The organism is Halomonas sp. TP35 (genome assembly GCF_052375975.1).
GTDB classification, from domain to species: Bacteria; Pseudomonadota; Gammaproteobacteria; order Pseudomonadales; family Halomonadaceae; genus Vreelandella; species Vreelandella citrativorans.
Genome location: NZ_JBQSUZ010000009.1, coordinates 98,642 through 117,711, shown reverse-complemented (window position 1 = coordinate 117,711; position 19,070 = coordinate 98,642). Strand labels below are relative to the sequence as shown.

The following is a 19,070-nucleotide window of genomic DNA, read 5'->3' as shown; positions in this document are numbered from 1 at the left end:
TAATCAAAGACGGGTTTGTTAAAAAACGAGTATCCGGTGCAATGCTAACGCTTGGCGGTCGCTGGCTTGACGGTTGATTCTATCAGCGTCGCACCAAACGCCTGCTGTAATTTCTGTATATTGGGATCGTGATTCAAGAGATCAACAGCCTGTGCATGCTGCTCTTGATTCAACCGCTCTTCGCGCTGACGCGGTGTCTCACTGTCCGTCGAGAGTTCGGCCACCATGAACTCTACCCGGCGCGGCAGCCCTTGTTCACTTAATGCGCGCTCGATGCGCGTTTTATGGACATCTGCCTGCATGGCCGCTTGGCTTGGATCCAGGCGCAGCATCAACGTATTGCCATCGTCGCTCTCCAGCAGACAATTCGCCGCCAAACTGCGCGTTAAGCCGCCCAAGCCTAGAGAATCAAAGCATAGCAGCCATTTTGCATGGTCCAACACTTCATTGCCGACGTCTGAGACTGGCGCTGTCTGCTCAGGGGCGGGCACGACTTCAGGCACAGAGGTTGATACCGGCGCAGACACCAACACGGCCTCTGAAGCGGGTGCTTTGCTAACATTTGGCGAGGGCAGTTCCGCTTGGCCGCTTTCATGTGCTTCGGCTTGCTCTACCTCATCAAGCGACCATGGCGGCGGAGTTGGGCTATCCGCGGCAACTGCCTCGTTATCGTCTGTTTTATAGCCCGTTGAGCCCATGTGTATATCGGGACTCTCGCCAGGATCTTTCCCTTCAACGCGTGCATCAGACGCTGGCTGCTGACCATGTTTTTTTTCGAGCTCTGCTTGCGGCGTATCTATATGGTCTATGTCTGCCTTTGGCTGATGCCCAGCCCCAGGTACAGTGGCATCAGGTAGAGAGCTAACCGCAGACGCGGCAGACGTTTCGGGCGCTGGTTGAACATAATTGCTGACCGAGGCTGCGGCAGGTGGCTTAGCCGCCGTACTGGCTGGCGCTGCGCCCTGCCCCACACTTTGGCTGCCCCCTGACCCTGTTGGCTCAGCACGCAGCGGTAGCGGCGTGCGGGGCGGCTTGGGCACGCCCTGCGGCCGGAACGCGAGCATGCGCAGCAGTGTCATTTCCAGCGCACTGCGCAAGTCAGGCGCGTGTGCCATATCGCCTCGGCCTTGAAGCCCTATCTGGTAGTAGAGCTGAATATCTTCAGCGGTAAAGCGGCTGGCAAGCTGTAAAATAGCCTCTCGATCACCATGACTGTTATCGACGGCGTCCGGTACCATCTGAGCAACAGCCAGACGGTGCAAAATAGCCGACAGTTCGTCTAGTACGGCGGCAAAATCCGGGCCCTGCTCTGCCAGCTGTGCTACTTCAGCCAGCAGTTGCTGCACATCCACATCCGCCAGCGCGCTTACCAGCGCTAAAATATGCCGGTGGTCCAGCGTTCCCAGCATCGCCGCTACATCGACATGGCGGACCGCGCCCTGCCCAAAGGCAATCGCCTGGTCGGTCAGGCTCATGGCATCACGCATTGAGCCTTCGGCTGCTTTGCCTAATAGCCATAGCGCGCTTTCATCAAATGCCACACCCTCTTCACCCAACACGTAGGTCAGATGTTCCACTACACGCTCCGGCGGCATGTGTTTAAGCGTGAACTGCAGGCAGCGCGACAGCACCGTTGCAGGCAGCTTTTGCGGATCAGTAGTGGCAAGCAGAAATTTAACGTGGGGAGGCGGCTCTTCCAGCGTTTTCAATAGCGCGTTAAAGCTGCTGGTTGAAAGCATGTGCACCTCGTCAATCAGGTACACCTTGTAACGACCCTGGGTGGGCGCGTACTGAACGTTATCCAGTAATTCGCGGGTATCTTCCACCTTGGTGCGCGAAGCCGCGTCGACTTCGATCAAGTCGACAAAACGCCCTTCATCAATGGCTATGCAGCTATCGCACTGACCACACGGTGTTGAGGTAATGCCCTCATCGCCGCGTCCGTTAGCCGTACAGTTCAAACACTTGGCTAATATGCGTGCAAGCGTGGTTTTACCGACACCGCGGGTGCCGGTAAATAAATAGGCGTGGTGAAGACGCCCTTGATCAAGCGCATTGACCAGGGCGCGCTGAACATGGGCCTGGCCCACGAGTTCGTGGAATGTACGTGGTCGCCACTTGCGGGCCAGAACCTGATAGCTCATTGAGCAATACTTCCTTCGGCGGGCTGTCCTGATGATGCATCTTTCAATAACAGCAGGTGCCACAATGCGTGATAAAACGCCATTCTAGCGGCTACGCGGCAGCCCGCCAACCGCCCGAGCGGGCAACTCGGGCGTTATCGTTAGGCGTTATCTGCACCGTCTTCAGCACCCGCCCGCTGAGCAGCTTCTTTAACCAGCTTTTCGAGTTCGCCGTTTTGATGCATTTCAATGACGATATCGCAGCCACCGACCAATTCACCTTCAACCCATAGCTGCGGGAAGGTAGGCCAATTAGCGATTTTAGGCAGCTCAGCACGAATATCCGGGTTATCCAAAATATTAACGAACGCAAAGCGCTCACCGCAGCTCATCAGCGCCTGAACCGTCTGCGCCGAGAAGCCACACTGAGGCAGTTGAGGCGAGCCCTTCATGTAAATAAGGATCGGGTTTTCACTGATTTGACGCTGAATATTTTCGGCTGTGGTGCTCATGTGAGTACTCCATTAAGTAAAGAACCAAACGACAAGGTGAGTATACGCACGAAATAAACCGTGATTCACTCAGGTTAAAAGCCTTGCTAAATACCTGAGTGCGCCACTCGGCCTTAATCTTTGGACGCCATTCTACGCGTGCCGTTCGCGTTGCGCATCCCCCGCCGCCTCGCTAGGATGGTGTTTTTACGCGGAGAGAAGCAACCATGGCGACACGCCATTTCCTTACCCTGCTGGATTTGACGCCCGATGAACTGAGTTATTTGATTCAGCGTGCCATCAAAATTAAAACAGATCTTAAAGCCAACGGGCCGGAGTATACGCCGCTGGCGAACCGCACACTGGCGATGATCTTTGAAAAATCGTCTACACGTACACGTGTATCGTTTGAAGCCGGCATGGCGCAATTTGGCGGTCACGCGCTGTTCTTATCTCCGCGCGACACTCAGTTAGGGCGTGGCGAGCCAATCGAAGACACCGCTCGCGTGCTTTCCGAGATGGTCGATGCCGTTATGATCCGCACCTTCTCTCATGCGGGCCTTGAAACCTATGCTAGCGCCAGCAGCGTTCCCGTCATTAACGCGTTAAGCGATGACTACCACCCCTGCCAACTACTGGCCGACGTGATGACTTGGACCGAGCTGCGCGGAAGCGTTAAGGGCCGCACGGCGGTCTGGATTGGCGACGGCAACAATATGTGTCACTCGTGGATTAACGCGGCGCGCCAGTTTGGGTTCCATCTTCGCATTTGCTGCCCGAAAGGCTACGAACCACGCGCTGATATCATGGAGGCCGCAGGGGATCACGTTACGCTGATGCACGACCCGCAGGCAGCCACCCAAGGCGTAGACTTGGTGACAACCGATGTTTGGGCGTCCATGGGTCAAGAGGAAGAGCAAGCCAAGCGTGAAGCGGATTTTGCCGGCTTCCAGGTCACAGAAACCATGCTGGATCAGGCGCAAAGCGATGTACTGTTCTTGCACTGCCTGCCTGCACACCGTGGCGAAGAGATCAGCCATACGCTGCTTGATGACCCCCGCGCCGTGGTATGGCAAGAAGCTGGAAACCGCTTACACGCGCAAAAGGCGCTAATCGAGTTTCTACTGCTTGGCCAGATTAGCGAATAAACCCGCACCAATAGCCGCCAAAGAGCCCTGCTTGGTGGCTACTGATATTGATAGCTAGCATCAAATGGCTAGCTTCAGACGACTATCACCCAAGAGCCATTGATGCACACATACGAAAAAGCCTCGCTATGAATAGCGAGGCTTTTTTTCGATTAATTCTGGTGGAGCCTAGCGGGATCGAACCGCTGACCTCAACACTGCCAGTGTTGCGCTCTCCCAGCTGAGCTAAGGCCCCAATACCGTCGCCCTTACGGACTAAGCGAGGCGCATGCTATTATGAAACCGAACCAAGGTCAAGAACCCATTCAAATACGCGTTTGCTAATTCTACTTTATAGTCAGCTGTGGCACTCTATGGGTCAGCGTCAGAGGCTACCTTCTGAGCCCACTATGTTTCCACGCAGGAGCCAGCCCCCTTGATCAACGTTCTAATCGCCGATGATCATCATCTGGTAAGAACCAGTATTGCTCATCTGCTAAATGAAGAGAGCGATATCAAAATTGTCGGAGAGGTCGACGATGGCGAAAGCGCAGTCACCCAGTGCCGTCATTTAAAACCGGATATTGTCCTGATGGACATACGCATGCCGGGGATAGGCGGGCTGGAAGCAACGCGCCGCATCCATCGTACGATGGAAGATATCAAGGTACTGATCTTAACGGCGCACATGGAAGACAGTGTACTACGTCGCATGCTGGAGGCTGGCGCATCAGGTTTTTTAAGCAAGGGCGCCGGTGCAACAGAAATGACCGATGCGATCCGCCAGGTATTTCATGGTCGTCGCTACGTCAGCCAAGAGATAGCCCAGCGCTTGGCCTTATCTCACTTTACTAACGAAGACAATCCGTTTAGCCATCTCTCCCATCGCGAACTACAAATTGCGTTAATGATCGTCAATTGTCAGCGCGTTCAGGATATTTCTGACCGCCTGCATTTAAGCCCAAAAACCGTGAATACATACCGCTATCGGCTATTTGATAAACTTCAGGTGGCCACCGATGTCGAACTGACACACTTGGCACTACGTCATGGGCTAGTGGATGGCTTTGACGCCAGTCAGGGATAAACCTAACATCCTTAGCCACTCCTCGGCGCTCGATACGGTGCAATGACATTTAATGCAAAACAGTTTTTAAGCTCGGTAAGCACCTCCCCCGGCGTTTACCGTATGCTTGATGAACACAGCGATACGCTCTATGTAGGCAAAGCGAAACGCTTAAAAGCACGCCTTGCCAGCTATTTTCGTGGCCAGCTGAACACTAAAACGCAGGCGATGGTGGCACGGATTGCGGATATTCAAATCACCGTAACCCGCAGCGAAACCGAGGCACTGCTACTTGAGCAAACCCTGATCAAGGAGCTTCGCCCGCCCTACAATATTTTACTACGGGATGATAAGTCCTACCCGTTTATCTTCGTCACCGACCGCCACAATTATCCCAGACTTGAATATAAACGCGCACGCCAACGGCGCGGCGACGGCCGCTATCTAGGCCCCTATCCCAGCAGCGGTGCGGTACGCGAAAGCCTGTCACTCATGCAGAAAATCTTCCGCATTCGCAACTGCGAAGACAGCGTTTTTGCCCATCGCTCTCGTCCGTGCCTACAACATCAAATCCAGCGCTGCAGCGCTCCTTGCGTAGACTACATTGAAAAAGAGGATTACCGCCGCGACGTTGAACACGCCGTTATGTGCCTGGAAGGCAAAAGTGAGCACGTAACCCAAGCGCTTACCGAGGCGATGGAAGCCGCCAGCAAAGACCTGGATTTTGAAGAGGCTGCCCGCTTTCGTGACCAGATACAGCAATTACGCCAGCTACAACAGCGTCAGTTTGTTGATAACCAGAACGGCGATGCCGATATTTTCGCGCTCGCCCAACGGCCAGGCGCACTAGGCATTTCGGTGTTAAGCGTTCGCGATGGGCGTATGCTCGGTGCCCGCCACCATGCACCCAAAAACGGTCTGGACCTTTCCCCAGAAGCCCTGCTGACCGAGGTGGTTAGCCAGTACTATTTTGGCCAGCCGCATAACGTACCCAGTGAAGTCATTACCAGCCATGCGCTGGATGACAGCGACCTGATTGCCGAGGCACTCACACAGCAAGCGGGCAAGCGTATTCGCGTGACAAGCCAGGTACGCGGGCATCGCGCCCAATGGCAGCAGCTGGCAATGACCAATGCTGAGCAGCAGTTAGCGTCTCAATTGGCGAACCATACGCAGCTCACCCAACGCTTTGCAGCGCTTCAGAAAGCGCTGAGCCTTGAATCCATGCCCGAACGGCTTGAGTGTTTCGATATCAGTCATAGCCAGGGTGAAGCCACCGTGGCCTCCTGCGTAGTCTTTGACCATCAAGGGCCGCGCAAGAGCGACTATCGCCATTTCCGCATTGAAGGCGTGGCTGCGGGCGATGATTACGCCGCCATGCAGCAAGCGCTGACGCGAAGGCTGAAACGCGTAGAAAGCGGCGAAGCCATCGCCCCGGATATTTTGATTGTCGATGGCGGCAAAGGTCAGCTTAATATGGCCCGAGAGGTGCTTAACCAACTCGGCATTACCACGATCGTTTTGCTAGGCGTTGCTAAAGGCACCACACGCAAAGCGGGGCTTGAGACACTCTTTTTGGAAACATCGGATAACCCACTTCCCATGGACCCAGCCTCCCCTGCTCTGCACTTGATTCAGCATATTCGGGATGAATCGCACCGTTTTGCAATTGCAGGCCACCGAGCCCAGCGCGACAAGGCCAGGCGCACCTCTACACTGCAAGACATTCCCGGCATTGGCCCTAAACGGCGCCGTGAGTTGTTACGTTTTTTTGGCGGATTGCAAGGTGTACAGAAAGCGAGCCGCGCCGAGTTGGCAAGAGTCCCAGGCATTAGCGCTGCACTTGCGGAGAGTATTTATTTGGCCCTGAATGGATAAACCACCATTGGGCATAGATGCTATTCGCTAAGGCGGATAGAATAGCCTTTACTACATTTCGAATTTAATGACTCTCCGGTAAGGATCGCCCGTCGCGATGAATATACCCAACGTACTTACACTGGCAAGAGTTGCCTTTATTCCCTTGCTCGTTGTGCTGTTTTACTTGCCTTTTAACTGGAGCATGCCACTGGCGGCTGGCCTTTTTGCGCTCGCCTCGATGACCGATTGGCTAGATGGCTATTTGGCCCGCCGCTGGAATCAGTCAACACCCTTTGGCGCTTTCTTAGACCCAGTGGCCGATAAACTAATGGTCGTTGTAGCACTAGCGCTGCTGATTGAGCGCTACGACACACTCATTCTGACCTTGCCTGCGCTCGTCATTATTGGTCGTGAAATCGTGATATCGGCCCTACGCGAATGGATGGCAGAAATGGGCAAACGGGGCCTGGTCGCGGTTTCCTGGATAGGAAAACTTAAAACCACGCTCCAGATGGTGGCCCTGCTGATCCTTTTGGCGCTACCGCCCACACATGAGATCGCCCTGCTGGGTGTGGTAGTGCTGTACGTCGCTGCGGCCTTAACACTTTGGTCCATGATCCAATATTTAAAGGCTGCCTGGCCGCACCTTAGCCGCTCCATGTAAGCAATTGATTCCTCGAAGATGGTGTTTGCATCATTGATGATTGACAACCTCTCAACGATGCGTATAATTCGCCCTCGAGTCGAGCGGGAATAGCTCAGTGGTAGAGCATCGCCTTGCCAAGGCGAGGGTCGAGAGTTCGAATCTCTTTTCCCGCTCCAACTTGGATTGTGCGGCAAGCAGGTTAGGTCGAGAGCTGAGGCGTCAGTCCGATGGAACGCCAGCCCGGTCGAATCTATCTTCCCGCTACATCGACTCTTTAGGCTGGATGGCAGAGTGGTTATGCAGCGGACTGCAACTCCGTGTACGCCGGTTCGATTCCGACTCCAGCCTCCACTTTTGTGTTAAGTGCAACGATGCACCAATTGCACTGCCCGGATGGCGAAATTGGTAGACGCAAGAGACTTAAAATCTCTCGGAGGTAACTCCGTGCCGGTTCAAGTCCGGCTCCGGGCACCATTGTTTTTATCTCCCTCTATGAATTTATTATCTGCGAGATCATTTTGATCGACGCGGATTTTTTTGCGTCTATACATCGTCAACGACTAATGACTACGCTATACGCTTACCTTTTATGCGCCATAGCGCCAGATAGCAAAAATAAGGAGCGGGCCGCATGAGCACGCCAACAACCGATGTATTAATTATTGGCGGCGGCGTCGCCGGGTTAACCCTCGCCCTGGATATTGCCGACAAACTGTCGGTGACGCTGGTAAACCCGGCCCACAATGACAAAGGCGCCAGCCGATGGGCCCAGGGTGGTATTGCAGCGGTGCTCTCCCCTGAAGACAACCTGGAAGCGCATGTTCGTGACACACTTGTCGCTGGTGACGGCTTATGTGATGAGCAGGCCGTACGCTTCACAGTTACCCACGGTCCGGCTGCTATCCAATGGTTAATTGATCGAGGGGTATATTTCACCCCGGACCCCGCCCCTGACGCTTGCTATCCGTATCACCTGACCCGTGAAGGCGGCCATAACGCCCGGCGTATTATTCATGCCGACGACGCCACGGGGCGCGCTGTGGTAGATACCCTGCAAGACAAAGTCGCCGCGCATGCCAATATTACCCTACGCCGCGATATCACTATTTTAGGATTACTCCAAAACAGCCACGGGCACTGCACGGGTGCCTATGGCGTCGATACAGAGCGACAACGGCAAACACTCACCGCGACTTACACCACGCTAGCCACCGGTGGCGCTAGCGGCCTTTATCGCTATACCACAACGCCGACCCCTGGCAGCGGCGAAGGCATGATGATGGCTGCGGAGCTTGGTGCGCGATTAATGAATCTGGAGTTTCAGCAGTTTCACCCGACCAGCCTGTATGATCCTAACGGCCCCGCGTTTTTAATTAGCGAAGCGGTACGTGGCGAAGGTGGTTACTTACTCAATGAAGCCGGCGAGCGGTTTATGACGGCCATTGATCCTCGCGCAGAACTTGCTCCCAGGGACGTTGTTGCACGAGCAATTGATGCTCAAATTCAGCAAGGCACCCAAGGACACGTATGGCTGGATATCCGCCACCTTGGTGAAAAAGCCATTCACCACCACTTCCCAACCATTTTGGCGCACTGCGCCTCGCGCGGGATTGATATTACCCAGCAACCCATCCCCGTCGTCCCCGCCGCCCATTATAGCTGCGGGGGCATTGCAACCGATCATCAGGGCGCGACAGGCATACCGGGGCTTTATGCAGTAGGTGAAGTTGCCTGTACCGGCCTACATGGTGCCAACCGCATGGCCAGCAACTCACTGTTGGAATGCCTGGTGTATGCGCGTAGCTGTGCAAGCGCACTTCGAGAACAACATCTCAACGAATGGCACGCGCCGCCCATTACGCCCACACCACCATCTGCCCGGCGATTAAGCACCGAAGAGCAGGACCTACTGGCTCAATGGCGCCACGAGCTACGAACCACGATGAGCCAACAGGTGTCGATTGTACGCAGCAACTCAGGATTGGCTGCCGCCCATGAGCAGTTGGCGTTATTGGATAAGCGTTTGGAAAGTTTAGGAGCCGGTCAGTTTCAACCTGAGTACATGCAATTACGCCAAGTAATCAGGCTGGCTCAACTAACCGTTATCGCCGCATTGAAGCGGCATGAATCACGCGGGTTACATTACTCTATGGATTGGCCGTCTCACCTTCCCGCCCCTGCGGCTTCTTGTTTAACGCTGGCGGATTTAATGCCCGGCACGGTGGTATAAACGGCGCAACAAACGGTGATGAGAGCGAGAGAAACTATCGGGCCACAGCCAGAGCCGCTGTGGCCCCACCCACAAGCCCACCAGCCAAGGCCCCAGGTAATCACAGCGAACCGTCACTTCATCGCTCAACTCTCCATAGGGCTGTCGCCAACGGCCATAAATAGCCGTATCACGCTTGCTTAGATAAAGCACGCCATGGACTTGCCTATGCAGAGTACGCCACAGTAAAAGGCTGACGACTAAGGTAATGCCGCTGCCTACCCACAGCCCCAATACCCAGTAACTCAACGAACAGAGCCCCACCGCCAAGCCCGACTGAAGCAGGGCAGCCGTTTTAGAGGGTACGATAGGCAGAATTATCGGTGTTTTCCGCATGCTCAACGATCATTTTCACCATATGCTTTAACGCTGGGTCTTCAGGCCATTCACGGTGCATGAGCCAAACAAACAAGTCCTGGTCTTCTTCTTCAATTAGGCGCTGATAAGTCAACTGCTCCTCTTCGCTAAGTGTGTCAAAGCGTTTTTCTAAAAACGGGATCAGCAACAGATCAAGCTCCCACATACCGCGACGCGAGTGCCAGTAGAGTCGCTTACGTAGCACGGCTGCTGGGGATGTATCGTCGTTCAAGGTCAGCCTCTTTCATTGGTAAAAATGAACCGTCAGTATACCTAAGCTAAAGGGTCGCGCCAGCGCCAAGCTTCGCCTATGCTGTTATTCAGTCTAGTACCTTGTTTTATCTGAATTGTTTAATATCAATTTGCACAGTATGCTGAATTCGAGGTTATCAAGGTCAGCCGCTATTGTTAACGGCAGCCTTCACAGTTTACAGGGAGCCAACCGATGACAAAATCTGAACTAATCGAACAAATCGCGATGCGTCAACCGGAGCTATCCGCCAAAGACGTCGAGACGGCGGTACGTATTATACTGGACGATATGACGGACGCTCTCTCCAGTGGTGGTCGTGTGGAAATACGTGGCTTTGGCAGTTTCTCACTGCATTTCCGTGAGCCGCGTACTGGCCGTAACCCCAAAACGGGCGACCCGGTCGAGTTGGACGGTAAATATGTACCGCACTTTAAGCCCGGCAAAGAGCTGCGCGAACAGGTAGATGCCAGCCGTGCGCTGGGTTACTAACACAGAGCCCGAAGCCGCCATACTTTGGTAATCTGTGACTGTGGGATGACGTCGCACCAAGACTCATACACAATAGGGCCATACTGCGAACGTCACTGACTAGGAAACTCTCATGCGTTGGATTAAAGGGCTGATTCTCGCCATTATTTTGCTGGTTGTTCTACTGGTAGGCATCTTGTTTGCCGTCAATAATCAGCAAACCATTGCCTTGAATCTGATCTGGGTCGAACTCCCCCCCATCACACTCTCTGTATGGCTGCTGGCGACATTAACGTTTGGCGTAATACTTGGCATGCTCGCGATGATGGGAGTATACGTACGATTGAAAGCACGTCTTGCGCGCAGCGAGCGCCATAACAAACAACAGCGCAAAGAACTTGATCGCTTACGCACCCAGGAGTTTAAGGAACTAGCGTAAATGCATGATGTCATGCTGCTAGGGTTACTGTTGACAGCGATTGCCATAGGCTTCGGGCTAGGTATTCGATACGCTGCCCGGCGCCACCGGCAAGCGCCAACAGCGCCGCCTTCTCAACTGTCGCGCGAATACTTCGTTGGGTTAAATTACCTGCTGAATGAGCAGCCCGATGAAGCCATTAACACGTTTATCAGTGCACTTGATGTTAATAGCGATACGGTAGATACCCATATCGCGCTGGGTAAACTCTTTCGCACGCGTGGCGAGGCAGACAAAGCCGTCAGTATTCACCAAAACCTGCTTGCACGCCCAGCCCTATCGCATGGCACCAACGAACGCATCCAACTTGAGCTTGCGCGCGATTTTATAGCGCTAGGTGTTCATGACCGTGCCCAGAGACTGCTGCACTCGCTGCTTGAGCAATCCACCGACGATGAGCGCCGCTATGCGGCCAAGCAGCTATTGGTGGGCCTTCTGGAGCGAGAAAGGGAGTGGCAAACCGCTTTAGAGGTAATCCAACCCCTGCTAAAGCAGCACCCAGGTATGCGGCGCCCAGCGTCACACTGGCTATGCGAGTTGGCCATAGAAGAGATCCAACAGTCCAGCCGTGCGCTCGCGAAAAAGCATCTAAAAAAAGCCTTACTGCTGGATGAACGCTGCATTCGCGCCACGCTATTACTGGCGGATCTTGAGATGGATAACGGCCACTATGGCCGCGCGATAGAACGTCTTGACCATATCCCTGAGCAGGATGGCGCGCATATCCCAACCATGCTGCCAACCCTCCAGCGGGCCTATTCGCGTAACGACGATATAGCAGGTCTGGAGAAGCACTTATACAGTCTACTGGGTCAGGCACCTTACACCAGCGTTATCGTGATGCTCGGCGAGCTTATTCACCAGCGGGATGGCGTGGATACCGCCATTGAGTTAACCGGAAACTGGCTACGTGATGCGCCGAGCCTTGGCGGGTTGGACTATCTGCTGGATTTGTATGTCGAAAGCCAGCAGCTAAGTGGAAGAACTGCGCCGGACACTCGCTTATCATTACTGAAATACCACACGGATGCGCTTTTAAAAGATCGCCCTCGTCATCAATGCAGGCGCTGTGGTTTTACGAGTGATGCCCTTGCCTGGCAGTGCCCCAGTTGCCGCCGCTGGGGCACTATCAAGCCGATTACCGGTGTAGAGGGCGAGTAACCCGCACACACATATCGTGCTACTGAAGCTCTGCTTCGATAGCTGCCAGCGCCGCCATGGGGTCAGATGCCTGAGTAACAGGCCGCCCTATCACCAAATGTGTACTCCCTGCCTGCATCGCTTCGCTCGGCGTCATAATACGCTGCTGATCGTTAACGGCGGCAAAACTCGGCCGAATACCGGGCGTTACTTTTAAAAACGACTCACCACACACGGCCTGTAAATGTGATGCCTCTTGGGCTGAGCATACAACGCCGTGCAGGCCGCTTTGTTGGGTCAACAGAGCCAAGCGCTCTACCTGTTCAGCGGGTGAAACGTTTAAACCCACTTCGCGCAGGTCGCTCTCCTGGAGGCTGGTTAATACGGTAACGGCGATTAGGTGCGTGTCTAAACCTTGACTAACCAAACGCTCGGCGGCTGCTTCCATCATCTTGCGGCCACCGCTGGCGTGCACATTCACCATCCAGACGCCTTGCTCTGCTGCAGCCTGAACAGCCCCCGCCACCGTATTGGGAATATCATGAAATTTGAGGTCAAGGAACACGTCGAACCCGCGCCCATGCAGCGCTTCAAGGATAGCCGGGCCGCTACGGGTATAAAGCTCTTTACCTACTTTTAAACGACACCGAGCGGGGTCTAGCTGATCCGCCATGCATAAGGCGGCGTCAAGCGACGGGTAATCAAGCGCGATAATCAACGGGGATTCAGACACAGCACTACTCCATACGCATTTTTAAGCATTATATCAGCCCAACACGACCCACTTGTAAGCTATTTGCCACGCTGTACAAGCGAAACTCCTACAAATAATGTCATACATCACTGACAACAACACGATAGCGAACGCGTTAAGTTAATTAAGGCACCCGTTAATGCAGTGTTCGTTAGTGCAGTACCCGGTAGTGCCACTTTTCTTTATCGACAAGAAGGAACAATACGCGTAATGAACATGACATTAAAAAGCTTGTTTGCCGCCCTGTTACTTAGTTTAAGTCTGGGATTATCCAGTAGTGCACTGGCTCAAGCCGTCGCGCCTATCAATGTGAATGCCGCAAACGCTGAGCTGTTGAGCGAGCTTCCCGGCATTGGACCAAGCCGCGCTGCCGCCATTATCGAAGAACGAGACGCCAAGGGGGAATTTACAAGTGCTGATGATTTAACGCGCGTCAGCGGCATCGGCGCAGCAACCGTAGATCGCATGCGCGACCAAATCGTGCTCGAAGACTAAACCTTTTAGTAAGTCTTGCTACTTAGCACTACATAGTAGGGTTGCTATTGCCCGGCAGCAGTGCAGACACTGTTTGCCGGGTAAGTGTTTATCACATACCAAGCATTGAAAAACTCACCGAACGACTCCTCTCTCTTCTGCATTGCTGCCCGTGACTAGTCAGGCTTTTAAATCATCCAAAGTGACATGAATTGATCCACCGGCATTGCTTCAAGCGTCGCTTGATTGCCGCAGAGCTGGCTAATTTTTTCGCAGCGAAGTACAGGGAAACGGGTGGCGAGATGTCGCTCAAACTTATCGACCAGTAGCGGCATTCCCTCGTCTCGACGACGCTGATGGCCTATTGGATATTCCACTACGACCTTGTCGGTTGCACTGCCATCACTGAAAAAGACCTGCACAGCATTCGCGATAGAGCGCTTTTGCGGGTCGTGGTAGGCCGCTGAATAGTCGCTATTCTCCTCGACCACCATTTTGTCGCGCAGTATATCAATCAGCGGATGAGCCGCATGAAAGCTGTCTTCATAGTGTTCGGCGGTAAGCGTACCGAAAATAAGCGGCACGGCCGTCATGTATTGCAGACAATGATCACGGTCAGCCGGATTAGCCAACGCTCCGGTTTTGGAAATTATCCGAATCGCTGAATCATGCGTGGTAATTACAATCCGCTCAATATCAACCAAGCGGTCTTTTACCTGAGCGTGCAGAAGCACGGCCGCTTCGCAGGCGGTTTGGGCATGGAACTCCGCCGGGAAAGCGATCTTGAATAAAATATTCTCCATGACATAGCACCCAAACTCGCGCTGAAAACGCAGTCGCCGCTCTGCTTCAGGTTTAAGGCTCAGGTCTTTATTACTATGGCTAAAGGACACATCGTAAAATCCCCATTGCGGTGCACTGAGCGCACTGGGGATGCCCATCTCGCCGCGTAACGCCATATCCGCCAGGCGAACGCCTCGGGAAGTGGCGTCGCCAGCCGCCCAGCTTTTGCGTGACCCGGCATTGGGTGCATGTCGGTAGGTGCGCAGGCTCTGACCGTCTACCCACGCATGGGAAAGCGCGGCCAGCAACTGCTCGCGCGTAGCGCCCATTAGCTTGGCAACCACCGCCGTCGAAGCCACTTTCACCAACAGCACATGATCAAGCCCCACTCTGTTGAAGCTGTTTTCCAGGGCCAGCACCCCCTGAATTTCATGCGCCATGATCATGGCGTTCAACACATCACGCATCGTCAGAGGCGCATCACTCTGAGCAACCCGCTTTTGCGACAGATGATCGGCAACCGCGAGGATACCGCCCAGGTTGTCAGAAGGATGCCCCCACTCGGCGGCAAGCCAGGTATCGTTATAATCCAGCCAGCGGATAATTGCGCCGATATCCCAAGCCGCTTTTACCGGGTCAAGGCGTAGCGAAGTGCCCGGTACACGCGCCCCAAAAGGAACCTGGGTGCCTTCTACCAGCGGGCCAAGATGCTTGGTGCACTCTGGAAAACGCAGCGCCAGAAGCCCACAGCCCAGCGTATCCATCAAGCAGTAGCGAGCCGTGGACAGTGCCGCCGGCGAGGGGGTATCAAAGCTCAGCACATAATCAGCGATTAGCTGTAGCTCATCATCGTATTCTGGCCGCTCGTTTATCTCCGCTGTGACGTTCATGGAGTCGCCTCCCGATCAATGCATTGAGTTAAAAGCTGTCGCCTGGCACGCGTACCGTACCTTCCATCAGCACGCGAGCGCTGCGGCTCATGATTGCCTTATCGATCTGCCAATGCCCGTCGATAAGGTTGGCTTCTGCACCAACGCGCAAGCTGCCTGAAGGGTGGCCAAACGTGACGGATTGGCGCTTACCGCCACCCGCGGCCAGGTTTACCAGGGTTCCTTCAATAGCCGCCGCTGCGGCAATGGCAACGGCAGCGGTACCCATCATTGCATGATGTAACTTACCCATTGAGAGCGCACGTACCAGCAAATCAATATCTTCCGCATGAACGGCGTTTCCACTGGATGCCGTGTAGTCAGCAGACGGGGCTACAAATGCTATTTTCGGCGTGTGCTGGCGATTAGCCGCTTCGCTGACATCTTCAATTAACCCCATGCGCAGTGCGCCGTGAGCACGAACGGTCTCAAACATTGCAAGCGCTTTGGCATCCCCGTTAATAACTTCCTGAAGCTCCGTTCCGGTGTAGCCAAGGTCTGCTGCGTTAATAAAGATAGTGGGGATACCCGCGTTGATCATGGTGGCACTTAGCGTTTTGAAACCAGGCACCTCAAGCTCATCGACGACATTTCCGGTGGGAAAAATGGCACCTTCACCATCGGCAGGGTCCATAAAAGCGACCGCGACTTCAGCGGCAGGAAACGTTACGCCATCAAGCTCAAAATCCCCGGTTTCCTGTACCTCACCATTGGTGACAGGCACTTTCGAGATGATGGTTTTTTGAATGTTAGCCTGCCAGATTCGCACCTCAACCACCCCGTTATCGGGTATGCGGGCAGGGTCTACGAAACCATTGGCAACCGCAAAAGGCCCTACGGCAGACGACAAGTTGCCACAATTACCGCTCCAATCCACATAAGGACGATCAATGGCGACCTGGCCAAACAAGTAGTCCACGTCATGCTCAGGCGAGCTGCTTTTAGCAATAATCACTGCTTTGCTGGTGCTTGATGTCGCGCCGCCCATACCATCTGTCTGTTTTTGGTAAGGGTCAGGACTACCAATGACGCGCAGGAGCAACTGGTCGCGGGCTTTACCGGGCACTTGGGCGGCCTCAGGTAAATCGCTTAATTTAAAAAATACGCCTTTACTGGTACCGCCACGCATATAAGTGGCAGGGATTTTTATCTGTGGCACTGAGGACATATACTCAACTCCGGCCGCCCGGCTTAAGTGCCGGGCTTATCTACAAGTGCATGATTTAATCAGGGAGATACACCCACGCTTGTTTCCAGGAAATCCTGCGCAAACCGCTGCAATACGCCGCCTGCCGAGTAAATGGTAACCTCTTCAGCAGTATCCAGCCGGCAGATAACGGGCACACGCTCGGTGCTGCCATTCTGGCGATGGATAACCAGCGTCAACATGGCGCCCGGTGTCGCTACGCCCTCCACATCAAAGACCTCCGTTCCTTCAATACCCAGAGTGTGACGCGTAGTACCCGCTTCGAACTGCAGAGGCATTACTCCCATACCAATCAGGTTTGTACGGTGAATACGCTCAAACCCTTCGGCGACAATGGTTTCGACGCCAGCAAGCGCAACGCCTTTGGCAGCCCAGTCTCTTGATGAGCCTTGGCCGTAGTCGGCACCGGCAATCACAATCAGCGGCTGTCTACGCGCCATATAGGTTTCAATGGCCTCCCACATGCGCATAACCTGCCCGTCAGGCTCTACCCGCGCCAGCGACCCCTGGACGACGTTGCCTTCTTCATCGCGCACCATTTCATTGAAGAGTTTGGGGTTGGCAAGCGTTGCCCGCTGCGCCGTCAAATGATCGCCACGGTGCGTCGCATAGGAGTTGAAGTCCTCTTCAGGCAGCCCCATTCGATCAAGATATTCGCCTGCCGCACTATCCAGCATAATCGCGTTAGAGGGCGATAGGTGATCGGTTGTAATATTGTCGGGCAGAATCGCCAGCGGGCGCATGTTCTTAAGCTCGCGCTCTTTGGCCATATTGCCTTCCCAGTACGGCGGGCGACGAATATAGGTACTCTGAGGACGCCACTCATACAGCGGGCTTACTTGGGTGCGGGCACTTTTGTCGAGATCAAACATGGGAATATAGGTCTGGCGGAACTGCTCGGGCTTCACCGACGCTTTTACAATAGCGTCGATCTCTTCATCCTCCGGCCAGATATCTTTCAGAGTAACGGGATTGCCCGCCTGATCGATGCCCAACACGTCTTTTTCAATATCAAAGCGAATAGTGCCCGCAATGGCGTAAGCAACCACCAGCGGCGGCGAGGCCAAAAAGGCCTGCTGGGCATAGGGGTGAATCCGCCCATCAAAGTTGCGGTTACCGGAAAGCACTGCCGTGGCGTAAAGATCCCGGTCGATGATTTCCTGCTGAATAACAGGGTCAAGCGCACCCGACATGCCGTTACAGGTGGTACACGCATAAGCCACCACGCCAAAACCCAGACCCTCCAGTTCGCTCATCAAGCCGGCTTCTTCCAGGTACATCTTGACCGTTTTCGAACCGGGCGCCAGAGATGACTTTACCCAGGGTTTACGCAACAAGCCGAGCCGGTTGGCGTTGCGCGCGATTAACCCAGCCGCCACCATATTGCGCGGGTTAGAGGTATTGGTGCAGCTGGTAATGGCGGCGATAATAACGGCGCCATCGGGCATTTTTCCCGCTCTCTCTTCTTCGCGCGCAACCTCAAGTCCTACCGCAATACCGCGCTGAACAAGCTCGGAAGTAGGCAGGTGAGCATGCGGGTTGGAAGGCCCTGCCAACGTCCGCGCGACCGATGAAAGATCAAAGGTCAGCACTCGCTCGTACTCAACCTGCGTCAGGCTGTCCGCCCAGAGGCCGGTGTGCTTGGCATAAGTTTCTACCAGCGCCACCTGCGCATCTTCACGACCGGTGAGCTTCAAATAATCGATGGTTTGGCTGTCGATATAGAACATCGCCGCCGTCGCACCGTACTCAGGCGTCATGTTCGATATCGTGGCACGATCGCCGACCGTCAGCGCATCGGCGCCTTTGCCGTAAAATTCCAGGTAGGCACCCACCACGCGCTCTTTACGCAAAAATTCGGTGATCGCCAGCACCATATCAGTGCCCGTGATTCCCGGCTGCAGCTTGCCGATCAGCTCTACCCCGACGATATCAGGCAAGCGCATCATGGAAGCGCGCCCAAGCATGACGCTTTCAGCCTCCAGGCCACCCACGCCGACTGAAATAACCCCGAGCGCGTCCACCATGGGGGTATGGCTATCGGTGCCCACGCAGGTATCAGGATAAGCAATGCCGTCCCGGTTCTGCACTACCGGCGACATTTTCTCCAGATTGATCTGGTGCATGATGCCGTTGCCAGGCGGGATAACATCAACGTTTTCAAAAGCCGTTTTGGTCCAGTTGATAAAGTGGAAGCGGTCATCGTTGCGCCGGTCTTCAATGGCGCGATTTTTTTCAAAAGCCCCCTCTTCAAAACCCGGATGCTCTACCGCCAACGAGTGGTCAACAATCAGTTGGGTGGGGACAACGGGATTGACCTTGGCCGGGTCACCGCCCTTCTCAGCGATGGCATCGCGCAGCCCGGCCAAATCAACCAGCGCCGTCTGGCCTAGAATATCGTGGCATACCACCCGCGCAGGATACCAAGGGAAGTCCAGGTCGCGTCGGCGTTCAATGAGCTGCTTAAGGGCATCGGTGAGAAGCTCAGGATCACAGCGGCGTACCAATTGCTCTGCCAGCACGCGTGATGTGTAAGGGAGCGTGGCGTAGGCTCCTGGCTGAATATCCTCAACGGCTTGGCGCGCATTAAAGTAATCAAGGCTGGTGCCTGGCAGTGGTTGACGATATTGGCTATTCATAGCAAG

Annotated in this window: 17 protein-coding genes and 4 tRNA genes; 12 read left to right on the top strand and 9 right to left on the bottom strand. The window is 54.4% G+C overall.

The window, feature by feature from the left end:
- Nucleotides 1–44 precede the first annotated feature (44 nt).
- Together dnaX and grxD are read right to left on the bottom strand one after the other, a co-directional pair.
- Nucleotides 45–2,144, bottom strand: coding sequence for a DNA polymerase III subunit gamma/tau (gene dnaX / locus ACT3RU_RS12145; RefSeq protein WP_192527495.1), 2,100 nt, complete (start codon nucleotides 2,142–2,144; stop codon nucleotides 45–47).
- Between the two features lie 140 nt (nucleotides 2,145–2,284).
- Entirely contained in the window at nucleotides 2,285–2,635 is a 351-nt protein-coding gene (gene grxD, locus ACT3RU_RS12140; RefSeq protein ID WP_087106653.1) for a Grx4 family monothiol glutaredoxin, read from the bottom strand.
- Nucleotides 2,636–2,841: 206 nt separating this feature from the next.
- On the opposite strand from grxD, the gene argF reads away from it, so the two are divergent.
- Entirely contained in the window at nucleotides 2,842–3,762 is a 921-nt protein-coding gene (argF, locus tag ACT3RU_RS12135; RefSeq protein ID WP_087106655.1) for an ornithine carbamoyltransferase, read from the top strand.
- Nucleotides 3,763–3,921: 159 nt separating this feature from the next.
- Here argF and ACT3RU_RS12130 read toward each other — a convergent pair.
- Nucleotides 3,922–3,997, bottom strand: a tRNA-Ala gene (locus ACT3RU_RS12130).
- A 180-nt stretch (nucleotides 3,998–4,177) separates the two neighbouring features.
- Between ACT3RU_RS12130 and uvrY the strand changes: the two genes are divergently transcribed.
- The 7 genes from uvrY to nadB all read left to right on the top strand — a co-directional run bounded on the left by uvrY (nucleotide 4,178) and on the right by nadB (nucleotide 9,543).
- Nucleotides 4,178–4,828: a UvrY/SirA/GacA family response regulator transcription factor gene (gene uvrY, locus ACT3RU_RS12125; RefSeq protein ID WP_087106657.1), complete on the top strand. Its 651-nt coding sequence runs from the start codon at nucleotides 4,178–4,180 to the stop codon at nucleotides 4,826–4,828.
- Nucleotides 4,829–4,870: 42 nt separating this feature from the next.
- Nucleotides 4,871–6,685 carry an excinuclease ABC subunit UvrC gene (uvrC, locus tag ACT3RU_RS12120; protein ID WP_192527496.1) on the top strand — a complete coding sequence of 605 codons (1,815 nt, stop codon included), beginning with the start codon at nucleotides 4,871–4,873 and terminating at the stop codon, nucleotides 6,683–6,685.
- A 97-nt stretch (nucleotides 6,686–6,782) separates the two neighbouring features.
- A complete protein-coding gene (gene pgsA, locus ACT3RU_RS12115; RefSeq protein WP_087106661.1) occupies nucleotides 6,783–7,331 on the top strand; it encodes a CDP-diacylglycerol--glycerol-3-phosphate 3-phosphatidyltransferase in 549 nt (182 codons plus the stop codon).
- A gap of 83 nt (nucleotides 7,332–7,414) precedes the next feature.
- Nucleotides 7,415–7,489, top strand: a tRNA-Gly gene (locus ACT3RU_RS12110).
- 101 nt (nucleotides 7,490–7,590) lie between these two features.
- Nucleotides 7,591–7,664, top strand: a tRNA-Cys gene (locus ACT3RU_RS12105).
- A gap of 36 nt (nucleotides 7,665–7,700) precedes the next feature.
- A tRNA-Leu gene (locus ACT3RU_RS12100) sits at nucleotides 7,701–7,787 on the top strand.
- A gap of 157 nt (nucleotides 7,788–7,944) precedes the next feature.
- Nucleotides 7,945–9,543, top strand: coding sequence for an L-aspartate oxidase (gene nadB / locus ACT3RU_RS12095; RefSeq protein WP_192527497.1), 1,599 nt, complete (start codon nucleotides 7,945–7,947; stop codon nucleotides 9,541–9,543).
- On the opposite strand, the gene ACT3RU_RS12090 is transcribed toward nadB, so the two are convergent.
- Together ACT3RU_RS12090 and ACT3RU_RS12085 are read right to left on the bottom strand one after the other, a co-directional pair.
- Nucleotides 9,520–9,918 carry a hypothetical protein gene (locus ACT3RU_RS12090; protein WP_225733804.1) on the bottom strand — a complete coding sequence of 133 codons (399 nt, stop codon included), beginning with the start codon at nucleotides 9,916–9,918 and terminating at the stop codon, nucleotides 9,520–9,522. The genes nadB and ACT3RU_RS12090 overlap by 24 nt on opposite strands.
- Entirely contained in the window at nucleotides 9,878–10,171 is a 294-nt protein-coding gene (locus tag ACT3RU_RS12085; RefSeq protein ID WP_087106665.1) for an FAD assembly factor SdhE, read from the bottom strand. The genes ACT3RU_RS12090 and ACT3RU_RS12085 overlap by 41 nt, the downstream gene beginning before the upstream one ends.
- Nucleotides 10,172–10,384: 213 nt before the next feature.
- Here ACT3RU_RS12085 and ACT3RU_RS12080 point away from each other — a divergent pair, with 213 nt between their 5' ends.
- The 3 genes from ACT3RU_RS12080 (at nucleotide 10,385) to lapB (ending at nucleotide 12,299) form a co-directional block, all read left to right on the top strand.
- On the top strand, nucleotides 10,385–10,681 hold the full coding sequence (locus tag ACT3RU_RS12080; RefSeq protein WP_087106667.1) for an integration host factor subunit beta: 297 nt from the start codon (nucleotides 10,385–10,387) through the stop codon (nucleotides 10,679–10,681).
- 112 nt (nucleotides 10,682–10,793) lie between these two features.
- Entirely contained in the window at nucleotides 10,794–11,099 is a 306-nt protein-coding gene (locus ACT3RU_RS12075) for a lipopolysaccharide assembly protein LapA domain-containing protein (RefSeq protein ID WP_087106669.1), read from the top strand.
- Entirely contained in the window at nucleotides 11,100–12,299 is a 1,200-nt protein-coding gene (gene lapB, locus ACT3RU_RS12070) for a lipopolysaccharide assembly protein LapB (RefSeq protein WP_192527498.1), read from the top strand.
- A 19-nt stretch (nucleotides 12,300–12,318) separates the two neighbouring features.
- On the opposite strand, the gene pyrF is transcribed toward lapB, so the two are convergent.
- Nucleotides 12,319–13,011, bottom strand: a complete 693-nt coding sequence (gene pyrF, locus ACT3RU_RS12065) for an orotidine-5'-phosphate decarboxylase (RefSeq protein WP_192527499.1) — start codon at nucleotides 13,009–13,011, stop codon at nucleotides 12,319–12,321.
- Between the two features lie 231 nt (nucleotides 13,012–13,242).
- Between pyrF and ACT3RU_RS12060 the strand changes: the two genes are divergently transcribed.
- The gene (locus ACT3RU_RS12060) at nucleotides 13,243–13,527 is read left to right on the top strand and encodes a ComEA family DNA-binding protein (protein ID WP_192527500.1); all 285 of its coding nucleotides are present in this window, start codon (nucleotides 13,243–13,245) and stop codon (nucleotides 13,525–13,527) included.
- Nucleotides 13,528–13,694: 167 nt separating this feature from the next.
- On the opposite strand, the gene prpD is transcribed toward ACT3RU_RS12060, so the two are convergent.
- From prpD to acnD, 3 genes are read right to left on the bottom strand one after another with little or no spacing between them, the layout of a single operon-like run.
- Nucleotides 13,695–15,179 (bottom strand): 2-methylcitrate dehydratase, encoded by a 1,485-nt coding sequence (prpD, locus tag ACT3RU_RS12055; RefSeq protein WP_192527501.1) that lies wholly within the window; start codon nucleotides 15,177–15,179, stop codon nucleotides 13,695–13,697.
- Between the two features lie 28 nt (nucleotides 15,180–15,207).
- Nucleotides 15,208–16,386 carry a 2-methylaconitate cis-trans isomerase PrpF gene (gene prpF / locus ACT3RU_RS12050; protein ID WP_192527502.1) on the bottom strand — a complete coding sequence of 393 codons (1,179 nt, stop codon included), beginning with the start codon at nucleotides 16,384–16,386 and terminating at the stop codon, nucleotides 15,208–15,210.
- A 59-nt stretch (nucleotides 16,387–16,445) separates the two neighbouring features.
- Nucleotides 16,446–19,064: a Fe/S-dependent 2-methylisocitrate dehydratase AcnD gene (acnD, locus tag ACT3RU_RS12045; protein WP_192527503.1), complete on the bottom strand. Its 2,619-nt coding sequence runs from the start codon at nucleotides 19,062–19,064 to the stop codon at nucleotides 16,446–16,448.
- Nucleotides 19,065–19,070: the final 6 nt, after the last annotated feature.

Excerpts from the sequence above, each read along its gene's own strand:
- ACT3RU_RS12080 (WP_087106667.1), top strand. The coding sequence starts at position 10,385 with ATGACAAAATCTGAACTAATCGAACAAATCGCGATGCGTCAACCGGAG.
- prpD (WP_192527501.1), bottom strand. The coding sequence starts at position 15,179 with ATGAACGTCACAGCGGAGATAAACGAGCGGCCAGAATACGATGATGAG.
- acnD (WP_192527503.1), bottom strand. The coding sequence starts at position 19,064 with ATGAATAGCCAATATCGTCAACCACTGCCAGGCACCAGCCTTGATTAC.
- pgsA (WP_087106661.1), top strand. The coding sequence starts at position 6,783 with ATGAATATACCCAACGTACTTACACTGGCAAGAGTTGCCTTTATTCCC.
- nadB (WP_192527497.1), top strand. The coding sequence starts at position 7,945 with ATGAGCACGCCAACAACCGATGTATTAATTATTGGCGGCGGCGTCGCC.
- ACT3RU_RS12090 (WP_225733804.1), bottom strand. The coding sequence starts at position 9,918 with ATGCGGAAAACACCGATAATTCTGCCTATCGTACCCTCTAAAACGGCT.
- uvrC (WP_192527496.1), top strand. The coding sequence starts at position 4,871 with ATGACATTTAATGCAAAACAGTTTTTAAGCTCGGTAAGCACCTCCCCC.
- grxD (WP_087106653.1), bottom strand. The coding sequence starts at position 2,635 with ATGAGCACCACAGCCGAAAATATTCAGCGTCAAATCAGTGAAAACCCG.
- lapB (WP_192527498.1), top strand. The coding sequence starts at position 11,100 with ATGCATGATGTCATGCTGCTAGGGTTACTGTTGACAGCGATTGCCATA.
- dnaX (WP_192527495.1), bottom strand. The coding sequence starts at position 2,144 with ATGAGCTATCAGGTTCTGGCCCGCAAGTGGCGACCACGTACATTCCAC.
- ACT3RU_RS12060 (WP_192527500.1), top strand. The coding sequence starts at position 13,243 with ATGAACATGACATTAAAAAGCTTGTTTGCCGCCCTGTTACTTAGTTTA.
- ACT3RU_RS12075 (WP_087106669.1), top strand. The coding sequence starts at position 10,794 with ATGCGTTGGATTAAAGGGCTGATTCTCGCCATTATTTTGCTGGTTGTT.
- argF (WP_087106655.1), top strand. The coding sequence starts at position 2,842 with ATGGCGACACGCCATTTCCTTACCCTGCTGGATTTGACGCCCGATGAA.
- prpF (WP_192527502.1), bottom strand. The coding sequence starts at position 16,386 with ATGTCCTCAGTGCCACAGATAAAAATCCCTGCCACTTATATGCGTGGC.